Source organism: Pseudomonas flexibilis, assembly GCF_000806415.1.
GTDB lineage: Bacteria > Pseudomonadota > Gammaproteobacteria > Pseudomonadales > Pseudomonadaceae > Serpens > Serpens flexibilis.
On sequence record NZ_JTAK01000001.1, the window covers coordinates 351823 to 374763 of the forward strand.

Here is a 22941-nt window from a genome sequence, read left to right on the forward strand (position 1 = left end):
GCCTTGGGTATTCGCGCATTCCTCGACAAGATCGAGCACAACTTCGAAAAAGGCGGCAAGTACGAGAAGTGGTACGCGCTCTACGAAGCGATCGACACCTTCTTCTACCGCCCCGGCAGCGTGACCCGCACCACCGCTCACGTGCGTGACGGCATCGACCTCAAGCGCATGATGATCACGGTGTGGCTGTGCACCTTCCCGGCCATGTTCTTCGGCATGTGGAACGTCGGTTACCAGGCCAACCTGATCTTCGCCCAGAGCCCCGAGCTGCTGGCGGCGCAGGAAGGCTGGCGTTTTGCGCTGACCGGCATGCTGGCCGGGTTCGACCCGAACAGCCTGTGGGACAACTTCGTCCAGGGCGCTACCTACTTCCTGCCCATCTACGCGGTGACCTTCATCGTCGGCGGCTTCTGGGAAGTGCTGTTCGCCTCCATCCGCAAGCACGAGGTCAACGAAGGCTTCTTCGTCACCTCCGTGCTGTTCGCCCTGATCGTTCCGCCGAGCATTCCGCTCTGGCAGGTGGCGCTGGGCATCAGCTTCGGTGTGGTGATCGGCAAGGAAGTGTTCGGCGGTACCGGCAAGAACTTCCTCAACCCGGCGCTCGCCGGTCGTGCCTTCCTGTTCTTCGCCTACCCGGCGCAGATCTCCGGTGATGCGGTCTGGACCGCGGTCGACGGCTATGCCGGCGCCACCGCGCTGAGTCTCGGCGCCCAGGGTGGCATCGAGGCGATCACCGCCCAGGGCCTGACCTGGAGCGACGCCTTCTTCGGCTTCATGCACGGTTCGATCGGCGAGACCAGCACCCTGGCCATCCTGCTGGGCGGTGGTGTGCTGCTGCTGACCAAGATCGCATCCTGGCGCATCGTCGCCGGCGTGATGATCGGCATGATCGCGCTGAGCACCCTGTTCAATGCCCTCGGTTCGGACACCAATCCGCTGTTCGCCATGCCTTGGTACTGGCACCTGGTCACCGGTGGTTTCGCCTTCGCCATGATGTTCATGGCCACCGACCCGGTGTCGGCGTCCATGACCAACACTGGCAAGTGGGTGTTCGGCATCCTTATCGGTCTGATGGTGGTGCTGATCCGCGTGGTCAACCCGGCCTTCCCCGAAGGCATGATGCTGGCGATCCTGTTCGCCAACCTGTGTGCACCGCTGATCGACCACTTTGTCGTTCAGGCCAACATCAAGCGGAGGCTGGCACGCAATGTCTAATCAGAAAGAATCCACCGCTCGCACCCTGACGGTGGCCCTGCTGGTCTGCCTGGTCTGCTCGGTGTTCGTCGCCGGCGCCGCCGTGGCCCTGCGCCCGACCCAGGAAGCCAACCGCCAGCTCGACAAGCAGCGCAGCATCCTGTCCATCGCCGGTCTGGGCGAGGCGGGCATGAGTGCTCGTCAGGTGCGTGACCTGTACGCGCAGCGCATCACCGCGCGGGTCGTCGATCTGGAAACCGGCACCTTCACCGACGAATTGGATCCTACCAGCTTCGACCCGCTGGCGGCCGCCAAGGATCCGCAGCTGTCCAAGGCCCTGCCGGGCCAGCAGGACATTGCCTCGATCAAGCGCCGCGAGCGCTACACCACCGTGTACCTGGTGGAAAGCGAAGGCGAACTGCAGACCCTGGTGCTTCCGGTGCGTGGCTACGGCCTGTGGTCGACCCTGTACGGTTTCATCGCCGTGGAAGGCGACCTGAACACCGTGGCCGGTTTCGGCTTCTACCAGCACGGCGAAACCCCCGGCCTGGGCGGCGAAGTCGACAATCCCAAGTGGAAATCGCTGTGGCTCGGCAAGTCGCTGTTCGACGAGAACGGCAACCTGGCCGTGCAGATCGTCAAGGGCAACGTCGACGCACAGAGCCCGAAGGCGATCCACCAGGTCGACGGCCTGGCCGGCGCCACCCTGACCAGCAACGGCGTGAACAACCTGCTGCATTTCTGGTTGGGTGAGAACGGCTTCGGTTCCTTTATTGCCAAACTTCGTGCAGGGGAGGCGTGAGCATGTCGCAACCCACCATCAAGGAAGTCCTGTTCAATCCGGTCTTCGCCAACAACCCCATCGGCCTGCAGATCCTCGGCATCTGCTCGGCCCTGGCGGTTACCTCCAACCTCAAGACCGCGCTGGTGATGTCCATTGCGCTCACCCTGGTGACGGGTTTCTCCAACCTGTTCATCTCGATGATCCGCAGCCAGATCCCCAGCAGCATCCGCATGATCGTGCAGATGGTGATCATCGCCTCGCTGGTGATCGTGGTGGATCAGGTGCTCAAGGCGTACGCCTACTCGCTGTCCAAGCAGCTGTCGGTGTTCGTTGGCCTGATCATCACCAACTGCATCGTGATGGGTCGCGCCGAAGCGTTCGCCATGCAGAACCCGCCGCTGCTGTCGTTCTTCGACGGTATCGGCAACGGCCTGGGCTACAGCGCCATGCTGATCGTGCTGGGCGTGATCCGCGAGCTGTTCGGTGCCGGCAAGCTGTTCGGCTACACCATCATCCCGGTGATCAATGACGGTGGCTGGTACCTGCCCAACGGCCTGCTGCTGCTGCCGCCGTCGGCATTCTTCCTGATCGGTCTGATCATCTGGGCGCTGCGCTCCTGGAAGAAGGAGCAGGTCGAGAAACCGTCCTTCACGATGGCCCCGCAAGTGTCCAACAAGGAGGCGTTCTGATGGAGCATTACATCAGCCTGTTCGTCAAGGCGGTGTTCGTCGAGAACATGGCCCTGGCGTTCTTCCTCGGCATGTGCACCTTCATCGCCATCTCCAAGAAAGTGGAGACGGCGATCGGCCTGGGCGTCGCCGTGGTGGTCGTGCAGGCCATCACCGTGCCGGCCAACAACCTGATCTACGCCTACCTGCTCAAGCCGGGTGCGCTGAGCTGGGCCGGACTGCCCGACGTGGACCTGTCCTTCCTCGGTCTGCTCAGCTACATCGGGGTGATCGCCGCCATCGTGCAGATCCTCGAGATGCTGCTCGACAAGTATGTGCCGGCGCTCTACAACGCCCTCGGCGTGTTCCTGCCGCTGATCACCGTGAACTGCGCCATCATGGGCGGCACCCTGTTCATGGTGGAGCGCGACTACAACCTCTCCGAGAGCGTGGTCTACGGCGTCGGCTCGGGCTTCTCCTGGGCGCTGGCCATTGCGCTGCTGGCGGGTATCCGCGAGAAGCTCAAGTACAGCGACGTACCGGAAGGGCTGCAGGGACTGGGCATCACCTTCATCACCATCGGCCTGATGTCGCTGGGCTTCATGTCTTTCTCCGGCGTGCAGCTGTAAGGACGGGATGATCAGATGAACTACGAAATCTTCCTTGCCATCGGCATGTTCACCGCCATCGTGCTTGCACTGGTGGTGATCATCCTGGCGGCGCGCGCCAAGCTGGTTTCCAGCGGCGACGTCAATATCGAAATCAACGGCGAGCGGACCATCACCGTTCCGGCCGGCGGCAAGCTGTTGCAGACCCTGGCGGCCAACAACATTTTCCTGTCCTCGGCCTGTGGCGGCGGCGGTACCTGCGCCCAGTGCAAGTGCATCGTCGAGAGTGGCGGTGGTGAGATGCTGCCCACCGAGGCCTCGCACTTCACCCGCCGCGAGGCGACCGCCGGCTGGCGCTTGTCCTGCCAGACTCCGGTCAAGCAGGACATGAAGATCGAAGTGCCGGAAGAAGTCTTCGGCGTGAAGAAGTGGGAATGCACGGTGGAGTCCAACCCCAACGTGGCCACCTTCATCAAGGAGCTGACCCTGCGTCTGCCGGAAGGCGAGAACGTGGACTTCCGCGCCGGTGGCTACGTGCAGCTGGAATGCCCGCCGCACACCGTCGCCTACAAGGACTTCGACATCCAGCCCGAGTACCGCGGCGACTGGGACAAGTTCAACATGTGGCGCTACGTGTCCAAGGTCGACGAGACCGTGATCCGCGCGTACTCCATGGCGAACTACCCGGAAGAGAAGGGCATCGTGAAGTTCAATATCCGTATTGCTTCGCCGCCGCCCGGTCGTGACGACATTCCTGCCGGCAAGATGTCCTCCTTCGTGTTCAGCCTCAAGCCGGGCGACAAGATCACCGTGTACGGACCCTTCGGCGAATTCTTCGCCAAGGACACCGACAACGAGATGGTCTTCATCGGCGGTGGCGCGGGCATGGCGCCGATGCGTTCGCACATCTTCGATCAGCTCAAGCGCCTCAAGTCCACGCGCAAGATCAGCTTCTGGTATGGCGCCCGTTCCATGCGCGAAGCCTTCTACGTGGACGAGTTCAACAAGCTGGCCGAAGAGAACCCGAACTTCACCTGGCACCTGGCACTGTCCGACCCGCTGCCGGAAGACAACTGGACCGGCTACACCGGCTTCATTCACAACGTGCTGTACGAGAACTACCTCAAGAGCCATGCCGCTCCCGAGGACTGCGAGTTCTACATGTGCGGCCCGCCAATGATGAACGCCTCGGTGATCAAGATGCTGACCGACCTCGGCGTCGAACCGGAGAACATCCTGCTCGACGATTTCGGCGGCTAGCATGCGTCTTCGAGCTGTCCTGCAGCCCGTCATCGCTGTCGCTTCGGCGGCAGCCCTGACGGGCTGCCTGTTTTCCGAAAGCGTGGAAACCTTCGGCGGCCCGACCATGGGCAGCACCTATTCGGTCAAGTACGTGCGCGGCAGCGGCGTGCCGTACCCGGAAGCCTTGCAGAAGGAGGTTGATGCACTGCTCGCCGAGATCGACCGGCAGGTGTCTACCTATCGCAGCGATTCCCTGATTGAAGCCTTCAACAACGGTCCGGCTGGTTGTCAGGCCATGCCCGCGCCGGTGCTCGAGCTGGCTCGCTATGGCCTGGAGCTGTCGCACCGCAGCGAGGGGGCCTTCGATCTGACCCTGGAGCCCCTGTTGAATCTCTGGGGCTTCGGTCCGAAGTCGCGCGGCCAGCGTGTGCCTGATACGGCGGAGATCGACGCGGCGCGCGAACAGTACGGCTACCGGCTGCTGGAGGTTCGCGATGGACAGTTATGCAAGGCCCGTGACGCGGTGCAGGTGGATTTCAACAGTATCGCCGCCGGCCAGGCGGTGGACCGTATCGCGCAGCTGCTGCAGGCGCAGGGTGCCAACAGTTATCTGGTGGAAGTCACCGGCGAGCTGAAGGCCCAGGGCCGCAAGCCGGACGGGGCGCCCTGGCGGATCGCCATCGAGGCGCCGCAGAGCGATGTCCGCGCGGTGCAGCGCATCGTCGAGCTCGATGGGCTGTCGGTGTCCACCTCGGGCGATTACCGCAACTACTTCGAGCAGGACGGGCGTCGTTATTCGCACACCCTCGATCCTCGCCAGGCCGCGCCGATAACCCATACACTGGCGGCTGTCACCGTGGTGACGCCCTCGGCCATGGAGGCCGATGGCCTGTCCACCCTGCTGATGGTGCTCGGGCCCGAGGAGGGCCTGGCCTATGCGCAGGACCATCATGTCGCCGCGCTGTTCGTGACCCGTGCGGCAGAGGGCTTCGTCTCCACAGGCAGCCCCGCATTCGATGCGCTGTTCCCGGCGCAAGGAGTACAGCCATGACCTGGCTTATCACGTTCATCGTTCTTCTGCTGGTGGTGCTCGGCATGTCCGTCGGCGTGCTCGCCGGGCGCAAACCAATCGCCGGTTCCTGCGGCGGCATCGCCGCGCTGGGTATCGAGAAGGAGTGCTCCATCTGCGGCGGTGACCGGCAGAAATGCGAAGAGGTCAACGCTGAAAAGGCGCAAGACGCCGGCAAGACGGATCTGGCCTACGACGCCACCCGGCGCTGATGCAAACCGGCGCCCTGGGCGCCGTACTCCCGGCCCGGCCGGGACAGACAAGGGCCCGGCGCGCGGCGCAGGGCAATTGCCGTGGGCGACCGCGTGCCGCCCCGGCGCGTTTTGAGGAGTACACATGGCGGTCTACAACTTCGACGTAGTGGTGCTGGGCACGGGTCCGGCGGGTGAAGGCGCGGCAATGAACGCGGTGCGTTCGGGGCGCAAGATCGCGGTGGTGGACGAGCGTCCGCTGGTGGGCGGCAACTGCACCCATCTGGGCACCATTCCCTCCAAGGCGCTGCGTCATTCGGTGCGCCAGATCATGCAATACAACACCAACCCGCTGTTCCGCCAGATTGGCGAGCCGCGCTGGTTCTCCTTCCAGGATGTGCTGAAGAGCGCCGAGAAGGTGATCGGCAAGCAGGTCACCTCGCGTACCAGCTACTACGCGCGCAACCGCATCTCCACCTTCTTCGGCACGGCCAGTTTCGCCGATGAGCACTGCATCGAGGTGGTCTGCCTGAACGGCGCGGTCGAGCGATTGGTGGCCAAGCAGATCATCGTCGCCACCGGCTCGCGTCCCTACCGTCCGGCGGATGTCGACTTCAACCATCCGCGCATCTACGACAGCGACACCATTCTCAAGCTGACCCACACCCCGCGCCGGATCATCATCTATGGCGCCGGCGTGATCGGCACCGAATATGCGTCGATCTTCAGTGGTCTGGGCGTGCTCGTCGACCTGGTCGACACCCGTGACCAGTTGCTCAACTTCCTGGATGACGAGATCTCCGATGCGCTGAGCTACCACCTGCGCACCAACAACGTGATCATTCGCCACAACGAGGAGTACGAGCGGGTGGAGGGCACCGAGAATGCGGTGATCCTGCACCTGAAGTCCGGCAAGAAGATCAAGGCCGACGCCTTCCTGTGGTGCAACGGCCGTACCGGCAACACCGACAAGCTGGGCCTGGAGAACATCGGCATCAAGCCCAACAGCCGTGGCCAGATCCAGGTGGACGAGCACTACCGCACCCAGGTGCCGAACATCTATGCCGCCGGCGACGTGATCGGCTGGCCGTCGCTGGCCAGCGCGGCCTATGACCAGGGTCGCTCGGCCGCCGGCAGCATCATGGAAAACGACAGCTGGCGCTTCGTCGACGACGTGCCGACCGGCATCTACACGATTCCGGAGATCAGCTCCATCGGCAAGACCGAGCGCGAGCTGACGCAGGCCAAGGTTCCCTACGAGGTCGGCAAGGCGTTCTTCAAGGGCATGGCCCGTGCGCAGATCTCCTACGAGCCGGTCGGCATGCTGAAGATCCTCTTCCACCGCGAAACGCTGGAAGTGCTCGGCGTGCACTGCTTCGGCTATCAGGCTTCGGAGATCGTGCACATCGGCCAGGCGATCATGAACCAGAAGGGCGAGGCGAATACCATCAAGTACTTCGTCAACACCACCTTCAACTACCCGACCATGGCCGAGGCCTACCGGGTGGCGGCGTTCGACGGCCTGAACCGGCTTTTTTGACGGGCTCCGTCCGGTTGCCTGAGCCGGGCGGGGAACCCCTGCAGGACCCCCGGCTCTGGCAATGGCCAAACCGGGAGAGCTTCTGAATCAGGCCCAAAGGCCCGCCTTGTGCGGGCCTTTGTTTTGGGGGATGTCTGCCTCGTAGGGCGGACAGCGCTCCACCTGTTCGCCGAGCGGAAAGCACGTCGCTTCGGGAGTGCCGGTCTTGGCGGACAGACAAACGTTGTCCGCCCTACCTGCTACGCGAGCCCCAGCGTTTCCACCGCCAGCCCCGGGAAGTCGGTGATCACACTGTCCGCCCCGAAGTCGGCGAGACGGCGCATCAGCGCCGGCTCATTGACCGTCCATACCGACACATGCAGCCCTTGCTGCTGCGCCTTGAGCAGGCGTTCCGGGGTGCACAGCGTCCAGTTCAGGGCCAGCAGGTCGCAATCGTACTGCTTCGCCACCTTGAGCGGGTCCAGCCAGGCATATTCGGCCACCAGGCCGCGCGACAGCTCAGGCGCCCAGTGGCGCAGGGCGCGCAATACCACGCGGGAGCTGGAGGTCACCGTGACCTTGTCGGCCAGCCCGTACCGTTCGGTCAGCGCATGAATTGCCTTGACGGTGCGGCTGGCGCGCTCGCGCGAGGCGCTCTTGACCTCCAGTTGCCAGTGCTCGAACGGGCACTGCTCGAACAGTTCGGCCAGGGTGGGAATCGGCGTCGGCTGTGGCCAGCCCGGGCCGCCCAGGCGCGCATCGTAGCTGCGCAGCTCCTCGGCACTGTGCTCGGCCACCTTGCCCCGCCGCCCCGTGGTGCGCTTGAGGGTCGGGTCGTGGATCACCATCAGCTCGCCGTCACGCGACAGGTGCAGGTCCAGCTCGCAGCGGGTGACGCCGTGCTCCAGGCATTTGCGGAAGCTGACCAGAGTATTTTCCGGGGCTTCGCCCTTGGCGCCGCGGTGGCCGTAGATCAGGGTCATGCAATCTCCAGTGGCAGGGTCACTGGCCCTGCGCAGGGGGGGTGGGTCGCGGGTGGCGAACGCTGTCGATCACCTTGCCGCTTTCGAAATACACGGAAAAGCCGGGGTAGTCCCAGCGGCCGATGGGTGGTTGGCCAACGGCCGGATGGCGGGTTTCAGGTTGACCGAAGCGGGCTTCGACTGCCTGCTGGCTTTCACCCTGCCGAGGGAGGTGCAGGCCGGGATCCCCCTGCTGGCCCACCGGCACGCGCAGGGTGTCGGCCGAAACGGAAAAGGGCAGCAGCAGGGCAAGCAGAAAAACGAGGCGGGTCATGCGCGGATTCTCATGGCTGATCGGAGAGTTCGCGGGCCTGGCGACGGGCCTGGGCCTGCTTCTGCAGGATATGCCGGGCCAGCAGCTGGCGTTGTGCGTCGGTCAACGCTTCGAACTCCGCGCCGATGTGGTAACTGCCTTCGGACAGCGGCTGACAGTGCGCGACCCGTGCCCGTAGCAGCAGGCCCAGGCCATGGGGCATCAACAGCAGGCGCAGGCCGACCAGCGCATCGCGCTCCAGCGCCTCGGCATGCTGGAAGCTGATGCCGCCTTCACTCAGGGTGACGGTCTGCGGTACGCCGAACTGTGCCTGCAGGCCGTGCGTCATGGCCTGGCCGATCAGGTCGATACGCCGGTTCATTACCCGCAGCAGGCTGCCGGTCAGGCGGTCGCGCTCGCCCATCTGGCGCAGCAGATGCTGGGCCTCGAAGTCCAGCAGGCTGAGTTCGCCGAGCAGATTGAACAGCTGTGCATCCTCCGGCAGGGCGGTGTCGCCGTCGTCCGCCAGCGGAACGATTTGCACTGCGACCTGGTCTTCGATGCGGTAGTATTCGCGGCGATCTGCGTCTTGCATGGGCATGGCGATCCGATGGCAAACTTGGGGTCGCCAGAGTGTAAGACGCCCGGCGTCCAACGGCCAGATGGCCAGACGCACCTGTGCCGGGATGTTTCGCCCGCCCCGCAAGAGGCGGTTTTCATGGCCGAACGGACGTTTCCTCCTTCATGTTCAGACCGCTTCCAGTTTTCATCGGCACCCGCTATACCCGTGCCCGGCGCCGCAGTCGTTTCGTTTCCTTCATTTCCCTCACCTCCATGCTGGGCCTGGCCCTGGGCGTGATGGTGATGATTCTGGTGCTGTCGGTCATGAACGGCTTTGACCGCGAGATGCGCGAGCGGGTGCTGGGGATGGTGCCGCACGCCAGCCTGGAAACCGGCCAGGCGCTGAGTGGCTGGCCGGCGCTGGCCGAGCGCCTGCAGCAGCACCCCGAGGTGCTGGCGGTGGCCCCCTACACGCAGATGCAGGGGCTGCTGACGAATGCGGGCCAGGTGCAGAAAGTGCTGATCAACGCCGTCGACCCGCAGCGTGAGTCCCAGGTGTCGATTGTCGACCAGTTCTTTGTCGAAGGCGGCCTGGCGTCACTGCAGCCGGGCGAGTTCGGTCTGCTGATCGGCGACCGCGCCGCCGAGAAGCTCGGCGTGAAGATCGGTGACAAGGTCACCTTCGTCGCGCCCGAGGTGGCGGTGACCCCGGCCGGCATGTTCCCGCGCATGAAGCGCTTCACCGTGGCCGGCATCTTCCATGTCGGCGCCGGGGAAATCGACGGCTTCCTGGCCCTCGCCCATATCGAGGACGCCGCGCGCCTCAAGCGCTGGCGGCCGGATCAGGTGCAGGGCCTGCGCCTGAAGTTCGCCGACCTGTTCCAGGCGCCCGGCCTGTCCTGGCTGCTGGCCGGCAGCCTGGGCGAGGACTTCTTCGCCCGCGACTGGACCCGGACCCACGGCAACCTCTATCAGGCGATCCGCATGGAGAAGGCCATCATCGGCCTGCTGCTGTTGCTGATCGTCGCGGTCGCCGCGTTCAACATCATTTCCACCCTGGTGATGGTGGTCACCGACAAGAAATCCGACATCGCCATCCTGCGCACCCTGGGCGCCTCGCCGGCGCGCATCATGGGCATCTTCATGGTGCAGGGCACGGTGATCGGCGTGGTCGGCACGTTGCTCGGCGCGCTGCTGGGTATCTTCGCGGCGCTGAACATCAGCGACGGCATTGCCGCGCTGGAGCGCCTGCTCGGCCACAAATTCCTCAGCGCCGAGGTGTACTTCATCGACTACCTGCCGTCCCAGCTGCTGCTGGACGATGTGCTGATGGTCTGCGGCTCGGCCCTGCTGCTGAGCTTTCTCGCCACCCTTTATCCGGCCTGGCGTGCGGCGCGCACCCAGCCTGCGGAGGCTTTGCGTTATGAGTGACAAGGCGGTGCTGAGCTGTCGCAACCTGGGCAAGAGCTACGAGGAAGGCCCGCAGCCGGTGGAAGTGCTCAGCGATGTGCAGCTGGAGCTGCTGCCCGGCGAGCGCGTGGCCATCGTCGGCAGTTCCGGCTCGGGCAAGAGCACGCTGCTCAACCTGCTGGGCGGGCTCGATACCCCGAGCAAGGGCAGCGTCTGGCTGGCTGGCGAGGAACTCTCGGCCCTCGGCGAGAAGGCCCGCGGTCTGCTGCGCAACCGGGCGCTGGGCTTCGTCTACCAGTTTCATCACCTGCTGCCGGAATTCACCGCCCTGGAGAACGTCTGCATGCCGCTGTTGATCGGCAAGACGCCGATTCCCGAAGCGCGCCGGCAGGCCAGCGAGCTGCTGGCGCGGGTCGGCCTCGGTCATCGCCTGGAGCACAAGCCATCCGAGCTGTCCGGCGGCGAGCGTCAGCGCGTGGCCATCGCCCGTGCGCTGGTCAACCGCCCGGCGCTGGTGTTGCTCGACGAACCCACCGGCAACCTGGACCGGCATACCGCGCAGGGCATCCAGGAGCTGATGCTGGAACTCAGCCAGTCGCTGCACACCGCCTTCCTGGTGGTGACTCACGACCCCGAGCTGGCGCGGCAGATGGACCGCGTTCTGCGGCTGGCCGAAGGCCGCCTGGTGGCGGAGTAGGGCGCATGTTCAGACCCCTGGCCCTGTTCGTCGGCGCCCGCTACACGCGGGCCAAGCGGCGCAACCACTACATCTCCTTCATCTCGCTGACCTCGATGTTGGGCCTGACCCTCGGCGTGCTGGCCATGATCGTGGTGCTGTCGGTGATGAACGGCTTCCAGAAGGAAATGAGCGGGCGCATCCTCGGCACCGTGCCGCACGCCACGCTCACTGCCGCCGAACCGATGGACGACTGGCAGGCGGTGGCCGCCCGTGTGCAGGAGCACCCGCAAGTCACCGGCGCGGTGCCGTTGGCCGAGCTGGAAGGCATGCTCGCCTACAAGGGCGGCATGCTGCCGGTGCAGGTCAACGGCATCGATCCGTCCCGCGAGGATGACGTGTCGATCGTCGGCCGACACATGCTGCGCGGCGCGTTGAGCGACCTGCGGGCGGATGACTACGGCGTGGTGATCGGCGAGCTGATCGCCCGGCGCTTCGCCCTCGGCATCGGCGACAAGCTGACCCTGATCGTGCCCGAGGCCAGCGATTCGGCCGCCGGTGTCACGCCGCGCATGCAGCGCCTGACCGTGGCCGGTATCTTCAAGGTCGGTGCCGAGCTGGATGGCTCGCTGGCTCTGGTGCACATCGCCGATGCCGCGCAGATGCTGCGCCTGGAGCCCGGTCAGGTGCCGGCGCTGCGTCTGGCGGTCACCGACCTGTACGAAGCGCCGCGTATCGCGGCCGAATTGGCCGCGCGGCTCGGCGACGGGTACCGGATCGGCGACTGGACGCGCACCCAGGGCAGCCTGTTCGCCGCCATGCAGATGGAAAAGACCATGATTGGCCTGCTGCTGCTGCTGATCATCGCGGTGGCCGCCTTCAATATCATCGCCACGCTGATCATGGTGGTGGCCGACAAGCGCACCGACATCGCCATCCTGCGCACCCTGGGCGCCACGCCCGGGCAGATCATGGCTACCTTCATGGTGCAGGGAACGCTGATCGGCCTGGTGGGCACCGCGCTGGGCGGCGTGCTCGGTGTGCTGACGGCGCTGAATGTCAGCCAGCTGGTCGGCTGGCTGGAGCGCTTGAGCGGCCAGCAGATCCTCAGTTCCGACATCTATTTCGTCAGCTACCTGCCCTCCGACCTGCAATGGCTGGATGTGGCGCTGATCTGCACGGCGGCGCTGGTCCTGAGTTTCCTGGCTACCCTGTATCCGGCCTGGCGTGCGGCGCGCACCCAGCCGGCCGAAGCGCTCCGTTACGAGTAACGCTTCACCCCCAGCCACCAACCGGAGGCACGGACGCCCCCGGCGGAGAACCCGATGCGCACAGGGATGCTGGCGCTGGGCGCGGGCCTGCTGGCCCTGCGCTTTCTTCCTGACTTGCCCGGAACGCCCTGGCTGCTGCTGATGGCCGCGGTCGGCGTACTGCTGCTCCCGTTTCGCAGCTACCCACTGGGGCTGTTCGCCCTTGGCCTGGCCTGGGCCTGCGCCTCGGCGCAGTTGGCGCTGGATGACCGGCTGAGTCCTGAGCTGGACGGTCGCATCCTTTGGCTGGAGGGCGAGGTGGTCGGCCTGCCGGAACAACGTGACGGCGTGGTGCGCTTCGTGCTGGAAGAGCCGAGCGCGCGACGCGCCGAACTGCCCGCCCGGCTGCGCCTGAGCTGGCCGCAGGGGCCGGCGCTGCACAGTGGCGAGCGCTGGCGCCTGGCGGTGCATCTCAAGCGGCCCCACGGCATGCTGAACCCCGGTGGCTTCGATTACGAGGCCTGGCTGCTCGCCCAGCGTATCGGCGCCACCGGCACGGTGAAGAGTGGGGAACGGTTGGCGGAAGCCGAGGGTGTGCACACCTGGCGCGACGGCCTGCGTCAGCGGCTGCTGGCCATGCCGGCGTTCGGCCGCGAAGGCGGCCTGGTGGCGCTGGTGCTGGGCGACGGTTCGGGGCTGTCGAGCGCCGAGTGGCGGGTGCTGCAGGATACCGGCACCGTGCACCTGATGGTGATCTCCGGCCAGCACATCGGCCTGATCGCTCTGCTGGTCTACGGCGGGGTGGCCGGTCTGGCGCGCCTGGGAGTCTGGCCCGGGTTCCTGCCCTGGCTGCCCTGGGCCTGCGCGCTGGCCCTGGCGGCATCGCTCGGCTACGGCTGGCTGGCCGGCTTCGACGTGCCGGTGCAGCGCGCCTGCGCGATGCTCGCCCTGGTGCTGCTCTGGCGGCTGCGCTATCGCCAGCTGGGCATCTGGACGCCCTTGCTGGCCGCGTTGCTGCTGGTGCTGCTGATCGAGCCGCTGGCCAGCCTGCAGGCCGGCTTCTGGCTGTCCTTTGCGGCGGTGGGCGTGCTGCTGCTGGTGTTTTCCGGACGACTGGGTGGCTGGCCCTGGTGGCGCAGCCTGGGGCGCGCCCAGTGGGCCGCCGCGCTGGGGCTGCTGCCGGTGCTGCTGGCGTTGGCCTTGCCGGTGAGTGTCAGTGGTCCGCTGGCCAACCTGCTGGCTGTGCCCTGGGTCGGTTTCCTGGTGGTGCCCCTGGCGCTGCTGGCCACACTGCTGCTGCCGATGGCGCCGCTGGCCGAGGGCCTCTGGTGGCTGGCGGGCGGGGCGCTGGAGCTGCTGTTCCGCCTGCTGGAATGGCTGGCGGCGCTGTTGCCGGCCTGGCTGGGCGGGCACCTGCCGGCCTGGGCCTGGGCGCTCGGTGCGCTGGGAGTCGTGCTGGTGCTGCTGCCGGCGGGCGTGCCGCTGCGCCTGCTCGGTCTGCCGCTGGCGCTGCTGTTGCTGTTTCCCCCGCGTCCGTCGTTGCCGGAGGGGCAGGCGGAGGTCTGGCAACTGGATGTGGGGCAGGGCCTGGCGGTGCTGGTCCGCACCCGCGAGCATGCGCTGCTCTACGACGCCGCCGGGCGCTTCGGCGATTTCGACCTGGGCGAGCGCGTGGTGCTGCCGGCGCTGCGGGCGCTGGGCATCCAGCGTCTGGACACGCTGCTGATCAGCCATGGCGACAACGACCACGCCGGCGGGGCGGCGGCAGTGCTGCGCCGCATGCCGGGCGCCACGCTGTGGAGCGGCGAACCCCAGCGCCTGGCCGGCTTGGATGCCCAGGCCTGCCCCGCCGGCGCGCGCTGGGAGTGGGATGGCGTGGCGTTCCAGGTCTGGCGCTGGGCGCAGGCACGCGGCGGCAACGACGCCTCCTGTGTGCTGTGGGTCGAGGCCGGCGGCGAGCGGGCGCTGCTCACCGGCGACATTGATGCGCGCGCCGAGGCGGTGCTGCTGGGCAGCGGCCTCGACCTGCGGGCCGACTGGCTGCTGGCGCCGCACCACGGCAGCCGCTTCTCCTCGACGCCGGCCTTTATCGCCGCGGTGGCGCCGACGGCCGTGTTGTTCTCGCGCGGCGCACACAATGCCTTCGGCCATCCCCACCCGCGGGTGCTGGCCCGCTACGCCCGACAGGGCGTGCACATCCATGACAATGTGACGGATGGTGCCCTGAGCATTCGGCTGGGTACCCGCGCAAGCGCTCAAGGCTGGCGTTCCGAGCGTCGTTTCTGGCGAAAAAACTGAGAAGCCGGGCGGTCGGCTGACGAATCACCCTGTGGTAGAGTGGCGCGCACTTTTCCGGAGGATTGCCACAGTGTGGGAATTGGTTAAAGCCGGCGGCTGGATCATGCTGCCGATCATTCTCTGTTCTGTCACGGCCGCAGCCATCATCGTCGAACGCTTCTGGACCCTGCGCCCGTCGCGGGTCACGCCGCCACACCTGCTGGGTCTGGTCTGGCGCTGGATCAAGGACAAGAAGCTCAACCACGAGCGCCTCAAGGAACTGCGCGCCAACTCGCCGCTGGGTGAGATTCTCGCCGCCGGCCTGGCCAACTCCCGGCATGGCCGCGACATCATGAAGGAGTGCATCCAGGAAGCCGCCTCCCGGGTCATTCATGATCTTGAGCGCTACCTAAACGCCCTGGGCACCATTGCCGGCATCGCGCCGCTGCTCGGCCTGCTGGGTACCGTGCTGGCGATGATCGACATCTTCAGCGCCTTCATGGGCTCGGGCATGGCCAATGCGCCGCTGCTCGCCGGCGGCATCGCCAAGGCGCTGATCACCACCGCCGCAGGCCTGATGGTCGGCATCCCGGCCCTGTTCTTCCACCGTTACCTGCAGCGGCGCGTCGATGAGCTGGTGGTCGGCATGGAACAGGAAGCCATCAAGCTGGTGGATGTGGTGCACGGTGAGCGCAGCGTCGACCTGGCCGAGAGCAACAAGCGCGAGGGCAGCAAGGCGTGAAATTCCGGCGCAGACAGCGGGACACCGTGGAGATCGGTCTGGCCCCCCTGATCGATGTGGTCTTCATCCTGTTGCTGTTCTTTGTGGTCACCACCACCTTCACCCGGGAAACCCGCCTGAAGGTGGACCTGCCCGAGGCAGTCAGTGGTGCGCCGATGCAGGAAACCGAGCTGCGACCGCTGGAAGTGCTGGTCGGCGCGGACGGCAGCTTCTCGGTGAACGGCAAGGCTCTGGTCAAGAGTGACCTGAGCAGCCTGATGACCTCCCTGCAGCGGGAGTCCGAAGGTGACACCAGCCTGCCATTGACCATCAGTGCCGACGGCAAGTCGCCCCATCAGGCCGTGGTGATTGCCATGGATGCGGCGGGCAAGCTGGGCTTCTCGCGCCTGCGCATCGCTACGGTTGAGGCCCAGGCGACGCCCTGATGAGTCTTTCCGATCGCTTGCTGAAGGCCTGGTACCAGGAGCGCAATCATCCGGTGCTGGGCCTGTTGCGCCCCCTCGAATCCCTCTATCGCCGCGTGGTGCGCCGCAAGCGCGCCGCGTTCGTGGCGGGCCACGGCGAGATCTATCGCGCGCCGGTGCCGGTCATCGTGGTGGGCAACATCACCGTCGGCGGCACCGGCAAGACGCCACTGATCCTCTGGCTGATCCAGCATTGCCGGGCGCGCGGGCTGCGCGTTGGCGTGGTCAGTCGCGGCTACGGCGCCAAGCCGCCAAGTTTGCCCTGGCGGGTGCTGCCCGATCAGGACGCCGCGATCACCGGCGATGAGCCGGCGCTGATCGTGCGCCGTACCGGAGTGCCGCTGTTCATCGACCCCGATCGGGGCAGGGCGGTGCGTGCGCTGCTGGACAGCGAGCCGGTCGATCTCATTCTCTGCGACGACGGTCTGCAGCATTACCGCCTGGCGCGGGATCTGGAGCTGGTGCTGATCGACGCCGCGCGTGGCCTGGGCAATCGCCGCTGCCTGCCCGCCGGCCCGCTGCGCGAGCCCGAGGAGCGCCTGCAAAGCGTGGACGCCGTGCTGTTCAACGGTGCGACTCACGACCGCGCCGAGGGCTATGCCTTTCACTTGCAACCGAGCGAGCTGGTGCGGGTGAACGACGGCGCGCGCCGGCCGCTGAGCTATTTTCCCCCGGACCAGAGCCTGCACGCGGTGGCCGGCATCGGCAATCCGCAGCGTTTCTTCGCCACTCTCGAAGCGCTACACTGGCGCCCGATTGCCCATCCCTTCGCCGATCATGCCCAGTACGACGCCGAGCAGCTGACCTTCAGCCCGCCGCTGCCGTTGGTGATGACCGAGAAGGATGCGGTCAAATGCCGTGACTTCGCCGCCGACGACTGGTGGTACCTGGCGGTCGACGCCGTGCCGTCGCCGGTCTTCGTCGCCTGGTTCGACGCCCAGCTGGCGCGTCTGCTGCCGGAGCGCCTTCCCTGTTCGTGAGGATTTCCCGATGGACCCGAAACTGCTCGATATCCTGGCCTGCCCGGTATGCAAGGGCCCGTTGCAGCTCAGCGAGGACAAGACCGAGCTGATCAGCAAGGGCGCCGGCCTGGCCTACCCGATCCGCGACGGCATCCCGGTGATGCTGGAAAGCGAAGCCCGCACCCTGACCGTCGACGAGCGCCTGGACACCCGTAAATGAGCCAGGCCTTCACCGTCGTCATTCCCGCCCGTTACGCCTCCACCCGCTTGCCCGGCAAGCCGTTGCAGGACATTGCCGGCAAGCCGATGATCCAGCATGTCTGGGAACAGGCCTGCAAATCCTCCGCCGCCCGCGTGGTGGTGGCCACCGACGATGCGCGCATCGTCGAGGCCTGCCGCGCCTTCGGTGCGGACGTGTTGCTGACCCGCGCCGACCATGACTCCGGTACCGACCGGCTCGCCGAAGTTGCCAGTCAGCTGGGCCTGGCGGCCGAAGCCATCGTGGTCAACGTGCAGGGCGACGAGCCGCTGATTCCCCCGGCGATCATCGACCAGGTGGCCGCCAACCTGGCGGCCAACCCGCAGGCTGGCATCGCCACCCTGGCCGAGCCGATCCATGACGTGCAGGCGCTGTTCAATCCGAACGTGGTCAAGGTGGTCAGCGATGTGAGCGGCCTGGCGCTGACCTTCTCCCGCGCACCGTTGCCCTGGGCCCGGGACGCCTTCGCCAGCAGCCGCGAGCAGTTGCCCGAGGGCGTGCCCTACCGCCGCCACATCGGTATCTATGCCTACCGCGCGGGCTTCCTCCACGACTTCGTCGCCTGGGGCGCCTGCTGGCTGGAGAAGACCGAGTCCCTGGAGCAGCTGCGTGCCCTCTGGCACGGCGTGCGTATCCACGTCGCCGACGCCCTTGAAGCGCCGCCAACCGGTGTGGACACCCCCGAAGATCTGGAGCGCGTACGCCGCCTGCTGGGAGCCTGAGGATGAACATCCTGTTCGTCTGCCTGGGCAACATCTGCCGCTCGCCGACCGCCGAAGGCGTGTTTCGTCAGCGGGTGCGTGCCGCGGGGCTGGAAGATCGCGTGCACATCGACTCCGCGGGCACTGGCGACTGGCATGTGGGCAAGGGGCCTGACCCGCGCACCTGCCGGGCTGCCCTGCAGCGCGGCTATGATCTGAGCCCGTTGCGCGCTCGCCAGGTGGCCGCCGAGGACTTCCAGCGCTTCGACCTGATCCTGGCCATGGATCATGACAACCTGCTGCGCCTCAAGGATATCCAGCCTGACCATGCACGCGCCGAGCTGGATCTGCTGCTGCGCCGCTACGGCCTGGGCCGGGGCGTGGTGCCGGATCCCTACTACGGCGGCGCCGACGGCTTCGAGCAGGTGCTGGACCTGATCGAAGCGGCCAGCGATGCCTTGCTGGCCGAAATCAAGGGGCGCCTGTGAGCCTGACCATCACCGCAAACCCGTCCCTCCAGTCCTACAACAGCTTCGGTGTGGCGGCGCGCGCCGCACACTTCGCCGAGGCGCGTGACGAAGCCGAGGTGCGCGAAGCGCTGGCGCTGGCCGCGCGCAACGGCTGGGCGCTGCGTCCGATCGGCGGCGGCAGCAACCTGCTGCTGACCGGCGATCAGGATGCCCTGGTGCTGCGCATGGCGCTGATGGGCAAGCGGGTACTCAGCGACGACGGCGAAACCGTGGTCGTCGAGGCCGAAGCGGGCGAGCCCTGGCACCCCTTCGTGCTTTGGACGCTGGAGCAGGGGCTGGGCGGCCTGGAGAACCTCAGTCTGATCCCCGGCACCGTGGGCGCCGCGCCGATGCAGAACATCGGTGCCTACGGGGTTGAGATCAAGGATGTGTTTGCCGGCCTGACCGCGCTGGAGCGCCAGAGCGGCGAGCTGCGCGATTTCTCGCTGGCGGACTGCGCCTTCGGCTATCGCGACAGCCTGTTCAAGCGCCAGGCCGGGCGTTGGCTGATCCTGCGTGTGCGTTTTCGCCTGAGCCGGCACGCCGAGCTGCGACTGGACTATGGTCCGTTGCGTCAGCAGTTGGCTGCGCAGGGCTGCGAGGCGCCCACGGCACGGGATGTCAGTCGCGCGGTCTGTGCGATCCGCAGCGAGAAACTGCCCGATCCGGCGGTGCTGGGCAATGCCGGCAGCTTCTTCAAGAATCCCCTGGTACCGGCCGACCACGCGGCTCGCTTGCGCGTGCAGTACCCCGGGCTGGTGGCGTATCCGGCCGGTGAGGGTAGGGTGAAGCTGGCCGCCGGCTGGCTGATCGAGCAGGCCGGTTGGAAGGGCTATCGGGATGGCGATGCCGGCGTGCACGACAAGCAAGCGCTGGTGCTGGTCAATCATGGCCGGGCGACTGGCGCCGAGCTGCTGGCCTTGGCGCGGCGCATCCAGGCGGACATTGCCGCGCGCTTCGGTGTCGAGCTGGAGATCGAGCCCAACGTCTGGTGATGCTTGTCTGCGGGAGCAAGAGACCGGGGACGCTGTGTAGGAGCGACTTCAGTCGCGAGCTTCTGGTGGGCCTGCAAGAAAAGCATCGCGACTGAGCCGCTCCTGCAAAGCGTGGAGGTTAGGGAACAAAAAAGGGGATGCCGATCGGCATCCCCTTTTTCGTTTCAGCGGGTGTGATTACGAGGGCAGCTTGGTCTGCTGTTCTTCATCACGAGCCGGCTGCTCGGCTTGGCTGTCGGCCTCGACCTGAACGGCGGTCTCGTCCTTGCCTTCGGCTTCCTGCGCCTGGGCTTCCAGGTTCTTGGCCTCTTCCTGCTGCGGTTGCTCTACCGGAGCGGCCTCGGCATTGGCGTGCGCGGCGCGGGCTGCCTCGGCTTCACGTGCCAGGCGTTCGGCTTCCTGCTGGCGACGGCGAACTTCACGCGGGTCGTTGGAGGCGCGGCCGCTGGACGGTTGTACCGGCGCCGGAGCCGGCGTGGGTGCGACCGCCGGGGCCGGAGCCTCGACAACCGTGACGGGCTGCTGCTCGACCGGAGCGCTGACCTGCGGTTCGACCGGCGCCGCAGCTGCGGCAACCTCGACCAGAGGCGTCGGCTGCTCGGCGGCCGGTTGCTCTGCCGGCTCAGCAGTGGCCTGGGCGTCGACCTGCGGTGCGGTCTCCGGCTGGGCGACCGGCGCTTTGCTGATGGCTTCCACCGCCTCGCTGGCCAGGCTGGCAGCCACGGCGCTGGCGGCCACTACGCTGCCCTCGCTGGGTTCGGACTGAGCTTCCTCACTGCCTTCACTCGGCAGCAGGCCGGCTTCCTGCTGGCGTTCACGGCGGTTGCTGCGACGACGCTGGCCACGTGAGCGGCGGCGCGGACGCTCGTGTTCGCCGCCTTCCTGCTCGAGTTCCAGGCCCTCTTCGCCATTCAGCAGCTCTTCCTCGACGGTCTCGACCGGCTCCGGACGCGGCTTGCGTTCTTCGCGTTGTGGGCGTTCTTCGCGCGGCGGGCGCTCAGTACGCTCGCGGCGGACCTCTGGAGCCTGCTGGGCTTGCGTCTCGCGAGGTTCGCGTGCCTGACGCTCCTCGCGCGGCTGCCGTTCTTCACGGGGCTGGCGCTCCTCGCGGGCTTCGCGGGGCTGGCGCTCGGCGCGCGGCTGCTGGCGGCGGCTCTCCTGGCCTTCGCGTGCTTCACGGGCCTCACGCGGCTGGCGCTCTTCCCGCTCGCCACGGGGCTTGCGCTCCTCGTCACGACGACCGTCGCGGCGACGGTTCTGCTGACGACCGTTGCGGCGTTCCTCGCTGCCGCGCGCCGCGGGTTCGCGACTGGTTTTCTCGGCCGGCTTGGCGGCTTCTTCCTTGCCAGCGAACAGACCGACCAGGGATTTCACCAGGCCCTTGAACAGGCTGGGTGCCGGGGCGCTGGGTGCAGCTGGCGCCACCGGGGCGGCGGGCGCGGCTGTCGGGGCGGGGGCCGGACGCTCGTGGGTGACGGTCTTCACGGCGGCTTCCTGGCGAACCAGGGTGCGGGTGGCGCTGACCGGCTGGACTTCCTCGTTTTCGCTCGGAGCCATTTCGTAGCTGGAGTGGCCGGCGATCAGCTCGGGGCTGTCGTCGCGCAGGCGCTGCACTTCGAAGTGCGGCGTGTCCAGGTGGGCGTCCGGCAGGATGTAGATGCGGGTGCGGGTGCGCAGCTCGATCTTGGTGATGGCGTTGCGCTTCTCGTTGAGCAGGAAGGCAGCGACCTGGAAGGGCACGCGGGCACGCACTTCGGCGGTGCGGTCCTTGAGGGCTTCTTCCTCGATCAGGCGCAGGATGGCCAGCGACAGGGATTCCACGTCGCGGATGATGCCCTGGCCGTTGCAACGCGGGCAGACGATGCCACTGGTTTCCCCCAGGGACGGGCGCAGGCGCTGACGCGACATTTCCAGCAGCCCGAAGCGCGAGATGCGACCGATCTGCACGCGGGCGCGGTCGGCTTCCAGGGCTTCACGAACCTTGTCTTCCACGGCGCGCTGGTTCTTCGCCGGAGTCATGTCGATGAAGTCGATGACGATCAGGCCGCCGATGTCGCGCAGACGCAGCTGGCGGGCGATTTCCTCGGCCGCTTCCAGGTTGGTCTGCAGTGCGGTTTCCTCGATGTCGCCGCCCTTGGTGGCGCGCGCCGAGTTGATGTCGATGGACACCAGTGCTTCGGTCGGGTCGATGACGATGGAGCCGCCGGAAGGCAGCTTCACTTCGCGCTGGAAGGCGGTCTCGATCTGGCTCTCGATCTGGAAGCGGTTGAACAGCGGCACGCTGTCCTGGTACAGCTTGATCTTGCTGGCGTACTGCGGCATCACCTGCTGGATGAAGGCCAGGGCTTCTTCCTGGGCTTCCACGCTGTCGATCAGCACTTCGCCGATGTCCTGGCGCAGGTAGTCGCGGATGGCGCGGATGATGACGTTGGATTCCTGGTAGATCAGGAACGGGGCAGGGCGATCCTGGGAGGCGTCCTTGATGGCGGTCCACAACTGGATCAGGTAGTCCAGGTCCCACTGCAGCTCTTCGCTGGAGCGGCCCAGACCGGCGGTGCGCACGATCAGGCCCATGTCGGCCGGAGCGTCCAGGCCGTTCAGCGCTTCGCGCAGCTCGTTGCGTTCCTCACCCTCGATGCGGCGGGAGATGCCGCCGGCGCGCGGGTTGTTGGGCATCAGTACCAGGTAACGACCGGCCAGGCTGATGAAGGTAGTCAGTGCCGCACCTTTGTTGCCGCGCTCTTCCTTTTCAACCTGAACGATGACTTCCTGGCCTTCGCGCAGGACTTCCTTGATGTTGACGCGGCCGCCTTCCGGCGCCTTGGAGAAGTACTCGCGGGAGATTTCCTTGAGGGGCAGGAAGCCGTGGCGCTCGGCGCCGAAGTCGACGAAGGCGGCTTCCAGGCTGGGCTCGACGCGGGTGATGCGGCCCTTGTAGATGTTGGCCTTCTTCTGTTCACGAGCCCCGGACTCGATGTCCAGGTCGAACAGGCGCTGGCCATCGACTAGTGCGACGCGCAACTCTTCGGGTTGGGTCGCGTTAATCAGCATTCTTTTCATGTAGTACCGTTGGTTTCCGGGCTTCGGAAACGGCAAGCGGCACACACGACTCTCACGGTCGGTGTCGGGTGCGTCCAACAGCGGCGCGGCCGCTGCATTGTCAAGCGAGTGCCGATCAAACGGACCGGGCTCGCGACGAACGTCTCCTGCTACAACTGGCATGCAGAAGCACTGAATCAGGAGGAGGAATCAACCTGCGGATGTGGACGGGAAGCGTCTGTAAAAGCCTGATGCTACACAGTCCGGAGGTTGTGCATCTCCACCCTACACGATCCTTGAAAATCGGGTGCCGCTTACTCATTCCGTAGCGGGTTGTCATTATCGCGCCCAGTCATTCTGGCCGCGCGTCATGGGGTTTCGAGGCTTGGGTTCCTGGGCGCGCATCCCTCTGCGCATGCCCGGTGGACGGCCTGACGTCCCGAATGTGGTTGCCTGAGTGGAGCGGCTTTCTTGCATCGCTCGTGACTCGGCCGCTTTTGGCGGCGTTCGCGACTATAGCAGCTCTTAATAAGTGCTTCAATTGCA

General features: G+C 66.4%; 23 protein-coding genes. 19 read left to right on the top strand and 4 right to left on the bottom strand.

The window, feature by feature from the left end; all coding sequences use genetic code 11:
- Positions 1–3 precede the first annotated feature (3 nt).
- From PT85_RS01735 to sthA, 8 genes are all read left to right on the top strand, one after another.
- Positions 4–1215 (top strand): NADH:ubiquinone reductase (Na(+)-transporting) subunit B, encoded by a 1212-nt coding sequence (locus PT85_RS01735; protein ID WP_027589319.1) that lies wholly within the window; start codon positions 4–6, stop codon positions 1213–1215.
- Entirely contained in the window at positions 1208–1996 is a 789-nt protein-coding gene (locus tag PT85_RS01740) for a Na(+)-translocating NADH-quinone reductase subunit C (RefSeq protein ID WP_027589320.1), read from the top strand. Before PT85_RS01735 ends, PT85_RS01740 begins: the two co-directional genes overlap by 8 nt.
- Positions 1993–2667 (top strand): NADH:ubiquinone reductase (Na(+)-transporting) subunit D, encoded by a 675-nt coding sequence (locus PT85_RS01745; RefSeq protein WP_175444378.1) that lies wholly within the window; start codon positions 1993–1995, stop codon positions 2665–2667. Before PT85_RS01740 ends, PT85_RS01745 begins: the two co-directional genes overlap by 4 nt.
- The gene (gene nqrE, locus PT85_RS01750) at positions 2667–3275 is read left to right on the top strand and encodes an NADH:ubiquinone reductase (Na(+)-transporting) subunit E (RefSeq protein ID WP_039605757.1); all 609 of its coding nucleotides are present in this window, start codon (positions 2667–2669) and stop codon (positions 3273–3275) included. Before PT85_RS01745 ends, nqrE begins: the two co-directional genes overlap by 1 nt.
- A 15-nt stretch (positions 3276–3290) precedes the next feature.
- Positions 3291–4514, top strand: coding sequence for an NADH:ubiquinone reductase (Na(+)-transporting) subunit F (gene nqrF / locus PT85_RS01755; RefSeq protein WP_027589323.1), 1224 nt, complete (start codon positions 3291–3293; stop codon positions 4512–4514).
- 1 nt (position 4515) lies between these two features.
- Positions 4516–5547, top strand: a complete 1032-nt coding sequence (locus PT85_RS01760; RefSeq protein WP_039605758.1) for an FAD:protein FMN transferase — start codon at positions 4516–4518, stop codon at positions 5545–5547.
- Positions 5544–5777 (top strand): (Na+)-NQR maturation NqrM, encoded by a 234-nt coding sequence (gene nqrM, locus PT85_RS01765; RefSeq protein ID WP_027589325.1) that lies wholly within the window; start codon positions 5544–5546, stop codon positions 5775–5777. The genes PT85_RS01760 and nqrM overlap by 4 nt, the downstream gene beginning before the upstream one ends.
- A gap of 124 nt (positions 5778–5901) precedes the next feature.
- On the top strand, positions 5902–7296 hold the full coding sequence (sthA, locus tag PT85_RS01770; RefSeq protein ID WP_027589326.1) for a Si-specific NAD(P)(+) transhydrogenase: 1395 nt from the start codon (positions 5902–5904) through the stop codon (positions 7294–7296).
- Positions 7297–7535: 239 nt separating this feature from the next.
- On the opposite strand, the gene PT85_RS01775 is transcribed toward sthA, so the two are convergent.
- From PT85_RS01775 to PT85_RS01785, 3 genes are read right to left on the bottom strand one after another with little or no spacing between them, the layout of a single operon-like run.
- Entirely contained in the window at positions 7536–8258 is a 723-nt protein-coding gene (locus PT85_RS01775; protein WP_039605759.1) for a glycerophosphodiester phosphodiesterase, read from the bottom strand.
- 19 nt (positions 8259–8277) lie between these two features.
- The gene (locus tag PT85_RS01780; protein ID WP_039605760.1) at positions 8278–8571 is read right to left on the bottom strand and encodes a hypothetical protein; all 294 of its coding nucleotides are present in this window, start codon (positions 8569–8571) and stop codon (positions 8278–8280) included.
- A 10-nt stretch (positions 8572–8581) separates the two neighbouring features.
- Complete coding sequence (locus PT85_RS01785; RefSeq protein ID WP_027589329.1) at positions 8582–9151, bottom strand: PilZ domain-containing protein; 570 nt, start codon at positions 9149–9151, stop codon at positions 8582–8584.
- 143 nt (positions 9152–9294) lie between these two features.
- Between PT85_RS01785 and PT85_RS01790 the strand changes: the two genes are divergently transcribed.
- From PT85_RS01790 to murB, 11 genes are all read left to right on the top strand, one after another.
- Positions 9295–10542, top strand: a complete 1248-nt coding sequence (locus PT85_RS01790) for a lipoprotein-releasing ABC transporter permease subunit (RefSeq protein ID WP_039562069.1) — start codon at positions 9295–9297, stop codon at positions 10540–10542.
- Complete coding sequence (gene lolD, locus PT85_RS01795) at positions 10535–11218, top strand: lipoprotein-releasing ABC transporter ATP-binding protein LolD (RefSeq protein WP_027589331.1); 684 nt, start codon at positions 10535–10537, stop codon at positions 11216–11218. Before PT85_RS01790 ends, lolD begins: the two co-directional genes overlap by 8 nt.
- 5 nt (positions 11219–11223) lie before the next feature.
- A complete protein-coding gene (locus PT85_RS01800) occupies positions 11224–12468 on the top strand; it encodes a lipoprotein-releasing ABC transporter permease subunit (RefSeq protein ID WP_039605761.1) in 1245 nt (414 codons plus the stop codon).
- 54 nt (positions 12469–12522) lie between these two features.
- Positions 12523–14745: a DNA internalization-related competence protein ComEC/Rec2 gene (locus PT85_RS01805; RefSeq protein ID WP_039605762.1), complete on the top strand. Its 2223-nt coding sequence runs from the start codon at positions 12523–12525 to the stop codon at positions 14743–14745.
- Positions 14746–14815: 70 nt separating this feature from the next.
- Positions 14816–15466, top strand: coding sequence for a MotA/TolQ/ExbB proton channel family protein (locus PT85_RS01810; protein WP_027589334.1), 651 nt, complete (start codon positions 14816–14818; stop codon positions 15464–15466).
- A complete protein-coding gene (locus PT85_RS01815; protein WP_027589335.1) occupies positions 15463–15891 on the top strand; it encodes an ExbD/TolR family protein in 429 nt (142 codons plus the stop codon). Before PT85_RS01810 ends, PT85_RS01815 begins: the two co-directional genes overlap by 4 nt.
- Positions 15891–16910: a tetraacyldisaccharide 4'-kinase gene (gene lpxK / locus PT85_RS01820; protein WP_039605763.1), complete on the top strand. Its 1020-nt coding sequence runs from the start codon at positions 15891–15893 to the stop codon at positions 16908–16910. The genes PT85_RS01815 and lpxK overlap by 1 nt, the downstream gene beginning before the upstream one ends.
- A gap of 10 nt (positions 16911–16920) precedes the next feature.
- Complete coding sequence (locus PT85_RS01825) at positions 16921–17112, top strand: Trm112 family protein (RefSeq protein WP_027589337.1); 192 nt, start codon at positions 16921–16923, stop codon at positions 17110–17112.
- Positions 17109–17873: a 3-deoxy-manno-octulosonate cytidylyltransferase gene (gene kdsB, locus PT85_RS01830; protein WP_039605764.1), complete on the top strand. Its 765-nt coding sequence runs from the start codon at positions 17109–17111 to the stop codon at positions 17871–17873. The genes PT85_RS01825 and kdsB overlap by 4 nt, the downstream gene beginning before the upstream one ends.
- A gap of 2 nt (positions 17874–17875) precedes the next feature.
- Positions 17876–18340, top strand: a complete 465-nt coding sequence (locus PT85_RS01835; protein WP_027589339.1) for a low molecular weight protein-tyrosine-phosphatase — start codon at positions 17876–17878, stop codon at positions 18338–18340.
- The gene (gene murB / locus PT85_RS01840; protein ID WP_039605765.1) at positions 18337–19356 is read left to right on the top strand and encodes a UDP-N-acetylmuramate dehydrogenase; all 1020 of its coding nucleotides are present in this window, start codon (positions 18337–18339) and stop codon (positions 19354–19356) included. Before PT85_RS01835 ends, murB begins: the two co-directional genes overlap by 4 nt.
- Before the next feature lie 177 nt (positions 19357–19533).
- Here murB and rne read toward each other — a convergent pair whose 3' ends face one another.
- Positions 19534–22416, bottom strand: a complete 2883-nt coding sequence (gene rne, locus PT85_RS01845) for a ribonuclease E (RefSeq protein ID WP_082013017.1) — start codon at positions 22414–22416, stop codon at positions 19534–19536.
- Between the last annotated feature and the right edge of the window lie 525 nt (positions 22417–22941).